This window comes from Streptomyces tremellae (assembly GCF_039540215.1).
Classification (GTDB): domain Bacteria; phylum Actinomycetota; class Actinomycetes; order Streptomycetales; family Streptomycetaceae; genus Streptomyces; species Streptomyces tremellae.
Genome location: NZ_BAABEP010000066.1, coordinates 25,176 through 31,656, shown reverse-complemented (window position 1 = coordinate 31,656; position 6,481 = coordinate 25,176). Strand labels below are relative to the sequence as shown.

Genomic DNA, 6,481 nt, shown 5'->3' with positions numbered 1-6,481 from the left:
CGTTGTCCTTGATCCGCTCGTCCAGGGCCAAGAGCTGGTGGGCCAGACCGCGCACCAGCTTCGCAGCCCGACCTTCGCCCGGCAGGGCGGTGACCTGGGACTGAGCGGCCTCGAAGGCCTTGGCCGCGACAGCATCGGCGCCGCGGACCTTGCGGCGTTCCAGCCAGGTCGTCAGACGCTTCACGCCGATCCTTCGCAGGGCAGCCGGGGTCTGGTACTCGGTCAGCATGACGACCGGGCCCTTGGCTGCGGAGTAGTCGAACGCCCGCTCCAGCGCGGGGCAGATGCCGACCAGAAGGTCGCGGAGCCGGTTGATGAGCCTGACCCGGTCGGCGATCAGGTCACGCCGGTAGCCGGTCAGCAGCTGGAGTGTGGAGACCAGCTCCGGCGGGGTCTCGATCGCGGCGAAGTCGCGGCGCATGCGGGCCTGGTCGGCGATGACCAGGGCGTCCTTGGCGTCGGTCTTGCCCTCGCCGCGGTAGGCACCAGTCATCCGGTTGACGGTGCGGCCGGGCACGTAGACGACCTGCTGGCCGTGCGCGATGAGCAGGGCCAGCAGCAGGGCGGAGGCCCGGCCGGAGATGTCCACCGCCCACCGCACCTCGTCGGCCTTCTCCCGGGCCATGTCGATCAGTGTCAGGATCTGGGCCTCGTCGTTGATCACCTTCGTCGAGAACAGCGTCTCGCCGTCGGTGTTCACCGCCACCGCCCAGTGGTGCCCCTTGCCGGCGTCGATGCCGACCCATATCTGCGCCTGCCGCGTGCTCAAGCCCGTCGCTCCGTTCCACCGTGACCAGCACTTCCGTGGTCCGAAGAACACTCCGCCGACAGGTCCTTAACCAGCGATGCCCGCAGTTCTCAATCAGCAGTCGGAGCGTCCCGGAGGACCGGGCGGCCATTCTCCGGAAGCCATCAACGGCAGACACCCCATCAGCCACACCCGGCCCTCCCGGACCGCCTCACATTCTTAAGGGACACCCCATGAGCATCACGACCACCACCCACCTCAACTTCCGCGGCACCGCCCGGCAGGCACTCGCGTTCTACCAGAGCGTGTTCGGCGGCCGGCTCACGCTCGCGACCTACGGCGACCTCGGCGCGCCCGCGCAGGCGCCGGGCGCCGACAAGATCGTGTTCGGCCGGCTGGAGAGCGAGGACGGGTTCCGCGTCATGGCCTACGACGTCCCGGGCGCGGACGACCCCGACCCCGCCGCCGTCGCGGGGACCACCCGCAGGGAGAACGGCACGACCGTCACCGACCGCACCTTCTTCCAGTCCGTACGCGGCGGCAGCCTCGACGAGGTCGCCGGCTACTGGAAGGCACTCGCCGAGGGCGCCGACATCGTCGAGCCGCTCGCCGCCTCGCCCTGGAGCCCCGGCTTCGGCATGCTCACCGACCGCTTCGGGGTCACCTGGGTCCTCGACGTCGAGCCCCCGCACGCGGGCTGACACCCGGACGGCGGCCGGCCCCCCGGCGCACCCCACACCCGGGGCGCGCCAGGGGACCGCTTCCCGCCGACGCCCACCCCGGCTGCCGCCTCAGGCGCCCCGCCTCAGCTGCCCTGCCCGGCCGAGCGCACCGCGTCCGCCACCGGTACGGAGCCGCCGATCAGTTCAAGCGTGCGGCCGGCCGCCTCCGGGGTCCGCACCAGCTCAGCGAGGACCGCGGCGACGTCGTCGCGCGGGACAGGGCCGCGGCCCGTCTTCTCGGCCAGGTTCACCAGGCCCGTACCGGCGTCGTCCGTCAGCGCGCCGGGCCGCAGCACCGTCCAGTCGAGCGCGGACCTGGACCGCACGGCGTCGTCCGCGGCGCCCTTCGCCCGCAGGTACGCGTCGAAGACGCCGTCGCCCTCGTGGTCCGCGTCCGCGTTGATCGACGAGACGATCACGTACCGCCGCACGCCCGCGCGCTCGGCCGCGTCCGCGAGCAGCACGGCGGCGGCCCTGTCGACCGTCTCCTTGCGCTCGACCGTGCTGCCGGGGCCCGCGCCCGCCGCGAACACCACGGCGTCGGCGCCCCGCACGGCGCCCGCCACCTCCTCGACCGACGCCGACTCCAGGTCGAGCACCACCGGTTCGGCGCCCGCGGCCCGCAGGTCGTCCGCCTGTTCCGGCTTGCGGATGATGCCCGCAGCCTCGTCCCCGCGCGCGGCGAGCAACCGCTCAAGCCGCAACGCGATCTGACCGTGTCCTCCTGCGATGACAATGCGCATGGACACGACCGTACGTCGGCGCGCCGCGCGGGGCACCCGCACCGCGGGGCGCGGCGGCCACCGCCTCAGCCCGTGCGGCCCTGCCGGGGCAGCGCGGCCCCCGCGCCGCCGTCCGAGTCGCAGTACTCGCGCACCGCGCTGGTGCGCGCCACCACCCGCCCGCGGTGCACGACGATCCTGCTGTACGCCTGCGACAGCACGCCCGCGAGCCCGTCGCCGCGCACGGCGAGCAGCTCGGCGGGGAACCCCGCCTCGATCCGCACCTCGGGCAGCCCCATCGCCGCCCGCGCCGCCCCGCTCACCGCGTCGTACGCGGCGGTGGGCGGCAGGCCGCCCTGCGCGGCCAGCAGATAGGCGGCCTCCAGCGGATCGCCGCGCCCGACCGGGTTCCACGCGTCACGCAGCGCGCCGCCGCCCGCCGCGAGCCGCACTCCCGCGGCGCGCAGCGGCTCCACCGGGGCGGGGCCGCGCACCCCGGCCTCCCCGCAGCCGCCCTGCGGCAGGCAGACCACGGTCACCCCGGCCGCCGCGAGCGCCCCGGCGACCCGCGCCGCCGGCCCGCGCGGCAGCCGGGCGAGCCCGGCGCACGGTCCCACGCTCACGCCGGGACGCAGACCGCCCGCCATCGCCGCGATACGGGTGAGGCGCGCGGGGTCGGCGCCGTCGGTGTGCAGGTCGACGGGGAGGCCGTGCTCGGCCGCGAGCCCGAGCACGGCCTCCACATGTCCCGCCGGGTCCGGGTCGAGGTCGGGGCAGCCGCCCACCACGTCGGCGCCCATCTTCAGCGCGTCGCGCAGTGTGGCGAGCCCGTCCGCGCCCGCCACCCCGGTCAGCAGCCGGGGCACCGCGACGGTGGTGATCCCGCACAGCCCGCGCAGCGAGCGCCGGGCCTGGAGCACCGCTTCGAGACGGGTCAGCTGGTGTGCGCCGCCGACCCGGACGTGCGAGCGCAGCGCCGTCGCGCCGTGGCCGAGCTGCGTCAGCGCGGCCTCCGTCGCGCGCCGCCGCACGTCCGGCGCCGAGCAGTCGGCCGGCGGCCCCTCCGCGGTCAGCGCGGTGTCGCCGTGCGCGTGCGGCTCGACGGGCGCGGGCAGCAGCAGATAGCCGGACAGATCGATGAGTGTCCCGCGTGCCCCGCGCCCGCCGAGACACCCCGCGGTGCCGACCGCCTCGATCCGGCCGCCGCCCAGCCGCACGTCGACGGTCCTGCCGTCGGCGAGCCTGGCACCGGAGAGGACCAGCGCGGTGGTGTCGTCGGTGGCACCGCCGGACGGCTGCGGCTGGCTGTCGGGCATCGCGCTCCTGCTGTTCGTACGGCCGTGCCGCGTGCCGCCGGCGCCCGGCGGTCGCCGCGCCCGGACGGGGCGGCAAGATCACGCAGCGTGGGTCGAGCCTAGGACGGGCCCGGCCCGCCCCGGCGGAGGAGCGCAATAGTCGTACCGGTGGAGCCTGCCCGTCGCACCCGCACGCGGGACCCGTGTGACGGACGGGAAGGAGGGCCCGCGAGGCCCTCGCCGTGGGCAGGAAAACGGATTTGGGCGAACCGCGACCGACCGTGTAATGTCTTCATCGCTCGCCCCAATAGCTCAGTCGGTAGAGCGTCTCCATGGTAAGGAGAAGGTCTACGGTTCGATTCCGTATTGGGGCTCTGGTGTTCGGTGATCCTCGCCTTCGGGCGGGGAGATCCTGCATCGCAGCGGTGTAGCTCAGTCGGTAGAGCAAGCGGCTCATAATCGCTGTGTCACCGGTTCAAGTCCGGTCACCGCTACTGACAGTAGCCGATTGCGGGGTCGGTCCTCCAGTCGGCTACTCTTCTTTGTGTAAAACCTGATTATCCATCCGTTCGTCAAGGAGCACTCACGTGGCTGCCACAGACGTCCGCCCGAAGATCACGCTGGCCTGCGTGGAGTGCAAGGAGCGGAACTACATCACCAAGAAGAACCGGCGCAACAACCCGGATCGTCTTGAGCTCAAGAAGCACTGCCCGCGCTGCAAGGCGCACACGGCGCACCGCGAGACGCGCTGACCAAGGCTCGAACGCGAGGCCGCCCCTCTCAGAGGGGCGGCCTCGCGTCGTCTGGGCCGCGCGCGCCGGACGGGAGAGCGGCCCCGGGCGGACCGGGGCGTGCCGCGGGCGCCGGGAGCGGCCCGCGGGGAGACGGCCCGCCGGCCGCGGGGGCCGGGGGCGAGACACCAGGAAGGGGGTCGCGCCGCATGGCGCTCGACCAGTCCTTTGTGGGGCGGAGCTACCCGCCCACCGCGCCGTACGAGGTCGGCCGGGAGAAGATCCGCGAGTTCGCCGAGGCGATCGGCGAGACGGCGGCGGCGTACACCGACCCCGAGGCCGCGAAGGCGCTCGGGTATGCGGACGTGATCGCCCCGCCGACCTTCGTGTTCACGGTCACCTTCAGGGCGGCGGGCGAGGTCATCACCGACCCGCGGCTCGGCCTCGACTACAGCAGGGTCGTGCACGGCAGCCAGAAGTTCGCGTACACCAGGCCGGTGCGCGCGGGCGACCGCCTCTCGGTGACCTCCACGATCGAGGCCATCACCACCCGCGCGGGCAGCGACTTCGTCGACCTGCGTGGTGAGGTGCGCGACGAGAGCGGCGAGCATGTCGCGACGGCGTGGATGAAGCTGGTGGCGCGGGCCGCCGACGAAGCGGCGGAGGCGTGAGGTCATGACGGCGAAGATCGGTTACGACGAGGTCGAGGTCGGCACGGAGCTGCCGCCCGGCACGTTCCCCGTCACCCGCGACACCCTCGTCCGGTACGCGGGCGCCTCGGGCGACTTCAACCCGATCCACTTCAACGAGCGGTTCGCCAAGGAGGTCGGGCTGCCGGACGTCATCGCGCACGGCATGTTCACCATGGCCGAGGCGGTCCGCGTGGTCACCGACTGGGCCGGCGACCCGGGCGCGGTCGTCGAGTACGGCGTCCGCTTCACCAAGCCCGTGGTCGTGCCCAACGACGACAAGGGCGCGGTCGTCGAGGTCACCGCCAAGGTCGCGGAGAAGCTCGGGGACCGGCAGGTGCGCGTCGACATCGCCGCGTCAAGCGCGGGACAGAAGGTGCTCGGCCTGGCCCGCGCCGTGGTCCGGCTGGCCTGACGCGGACGCGCGCGGCCGGCGGTCACCGGCCGCGCGCCCGCTCTGCCCCGGGGTGTGCCACCGCGCCGGGCCGGCGCACCGGCCCGTTAGCCTTGCCGCGTGCAGGAACTTTTCGAGACTCCCCTCGCCCCCCTCACCACCCTCAGGCTCGGCGGCCCGGCCCGGCGCCTGGTGACCGCGGAGACCGACGAGGACGTGGTGGCGCAGACCCGCGCGGCCGACGACGCGGGCACCCCCCTCCTCCTCGTCGGCGGCGGCAGCAACCTCGTCGTGGGCGACAAGGGGTTCGACGGCACCGCCCTGCGCGTCGCGACCCGCGGGGTGCGGATCGACGGCACCCGCGTCGAGGCGGCCGCGGGCGAGGTGTGGAGCGACCTGGTGGCCCGCACGGTCGCCGCTGGGCTCGCCGGGATCGAGTGCCTGGCCGGCATCCCCGGCTCCGTGGGGGCCACGCCCATCCAGAACGTGGGCGCCTACGGCCAGGAGGTCTCCTCCGTCGTCACCGATGTCGTCGCGTACGACCGGGCAGAGCGGCGGACCGTGCGGCTGACCAACGGCGAGTGCCTCTTCTCGTACCGCTCCAGCGTCTTCAAGCTCCACCCCGAGCGCTACGCCGTGCTGCGCGTCCACTTCACGCTGGAGGACGCGGGCGGCCTCTCGGGGCCGCTGAAGTACGCCGAGACGGCCCGCGCGCTCGGCGTCGGGCCGGGGGAGCGGGTGGCGCTCTCCGCCGCCCGCGACACCGTGCTCGCGCTGCGCTCCGGCAAGGGCATGGTCCTCGACCCCGACGACCACGACACCTGGTCCGCCGGGTCGTTCTTCACCAACCCGCTGCTCGACGCCGACCAGTACGCGGACTTCCTCGGCCGCGTACGGGCCCGGCTCGGCGCGGACGCCGTGCCGCCCGCGTACCCGGAGGCCGACGGCCGGGTGAAGACGTCGGCGGCCTGGCTGATCGACAAGGCGGGCTTCACCAAGGGGTACGGCACCGGCCCCGCCCGGATCTCCACCAAGCACACGCTCGCGCTGACCAACCGGGGCGACGCCACCACCGAGGACCTGCTCGCCCTCGCCCGCGAGGTCGTCGCGGGCGTCCACGACGCCTTCGGGATCGTCCTCGTCAACGAGCCGGTGATGGTGGGCGTCGCGCTCTGAGCCG

General features: G+C 74.0%; 8 protein-coding genes and 2 tRNA genes. 7 read left to right on the top strand and 3 right to left on the bottom strand.

Annotation, left to right across the window (positions count from 1 at the left end; genetic code table 11):
• Positions 1-769 (bottom strand): IS110 family transposase (locus ABEA77_RS29125; RefSeq protein ID WP_345654029.1); only part of this gene is annotated, 769 nt, incomplete at its 3' end.
• A gap of 212 nt (positions 770-981) precedes the next feature.
• On the opposite strand from ABEA77_RS29125, the gene ABEA77_RS29120 reads away from it, so the two are divergent.
• Positions 982-1,449, top strand: coding sequence for a VOC family protein (locus ABEA77_RS29120; protein ID WP_345654027.1), 468 nt, complete (start codon positions 982-984; stop codon positions 1,447-1,449).
• Between the two features lie 104 nt (positions 1,450-1,553).
• Here ABEA77_RS29120 and ABEA77_RS29115 read toward each other — a convergent pair whose 3' ends face one another.
• Both ABEA77_RS29115 and ABEA77_RS29110 read right to left on the bottom strand, forming a co-directional pair.
• The gene (locus tag ABEA77_RS29115; protein ID WP_345654024.1) at positions 1,554-2,213 is read right to left on the bottom strand and encodes an SDR family oxidoreductase; all 660 of its coding nucleotides are present in this window, start codon (positions 2,211-2,213) and stop codon (positions 1,554-1,556) included.
• Positions 2,214-2,278: 65 nt separating this feature from the next.
• Positions 2,279-3,508 (bottom strand): amidohydrolase family protein, encoded by a 1,230-nt coding sequence (locus ABEA77_RS29110; RefSeq protein ID WP_345654021.1) that lies wholly within the window; start codon positions 3,506-3,508, stop codon positions 2,279-2,281.
• A 280-nt stretch (positions 3,509-3,788) separates the two neighbouring features.
• Between ABEA77_RS29110 and ABEA77_RS29105 the strand changes: the two genes are divergently transcribed.
• The 6 genes from ABEA77_RS29105 to ABEA77_RS29080 all read left to right on the top strand — a co-directional run bounded on the left by ABEA77_RS29105 (position 3,789) and on the right by ABEA77_RS29080 (position 6,477).
• Positions 3,789-3,861 (top strand) — tRNA-Thr (locus tag ABEA77_RS29105).
• A gap of 47 nt (positions 3,862-3,908) precedes the next feature.
• Positions 3,909-3,981 (top strand) — tRNA-Met (locus tag ABEA77_RS29100).
• A 93-nt stretch (positions 3,982-4,074) separates the two neighbouring features.
• On the top strand, positions 4,075-4,239 hold the full coding sequence (gene rpmG / locus ABEA77_RS29095; RefSeq protein ID WP_018385553.1) for a 50S ribosomal protein L33: 165 nt from the start codon (positions 4,075-4,077) through the stop codon (positions 4,237-4,239).
• A gap of 188 nt (positions 4,240-4,427) precedes the next feature.
• A complete protein-coding gene (locus tag ABEA77_RS29090) occupies positions 4,428-4,889 on the top strand; it encodes a MaoC family dehydratase N-terminal domain-containing protein (protein WP_345654014.1) in 462 nt (153 codons plus the stop codon).
• Between the two features lie 4 nt (positions 4,890-4,893).
• The gene (locus tag ABEA77_RS29085) at positions 4,894-5,322 is read left to right on the top strand and encodes a MaoC family dehydratase (RefSeq protein ID WP_345654010.1); all 429 of its coding nucleotides are present in this window, start codon (positions 4,894-4,896) and stop codon (positions 5,320-5,322) included.
• 99 nt (positions 5,323-5,421) lie between these two features.
• Positions 5,422-6,477 carry a UDP-N-acetylmuramate dehydrogenase gene (locus ABEA77_RS29080; RefSeq protein WP_345654007.1) on the top strand — a complete coding sequence of 352 codons (1,056 nt, stop codon included), beginning with the start codon at positions 5,422-5,424 and terminating at the stop codon, positions 6,475-6,477.
• Positions 6,478-6,481 lie beyond the last annotated feature (4 nt).

Coding starts and splice junctions, on each gene's coding strand:
- ABEA77_RS29120 (WP_345654027.1), top strand. CDS start 982: ATGAGCATCACGACCACCACCCACCTCAACTTCCGCGGCACCGCCCGG.
- ABEA77_RS29115 (WP_345654024.1), bottom strand. CDS start 2,213: ATGCGCATTGTCATCGCAGGAGGACACGGTCAGATCGCGTTGCGGCTT.
- ABEA77_RS29110 (WP_345654021.1), bottom strand. CDS start 3,508: ATGCCCGACAGCCAGCCGCAGCCGTCCGGCGGTGCCACCGACGACACC.
- ABEA77_RS29090 (WP_345654014.1), top strand. CDS start 4,428: ATGGCGCTCGACCAGTCCTTTGTGGGGCGGAGCTACCCGCCCACCGCG.
- ABEA77_RS29085 (WP_345654010.1), top strand. CDS start 4,894: ATGACGGCGAAGATCGGTTACGACGAGGTCGAGGTCGGCACGGAGCTG.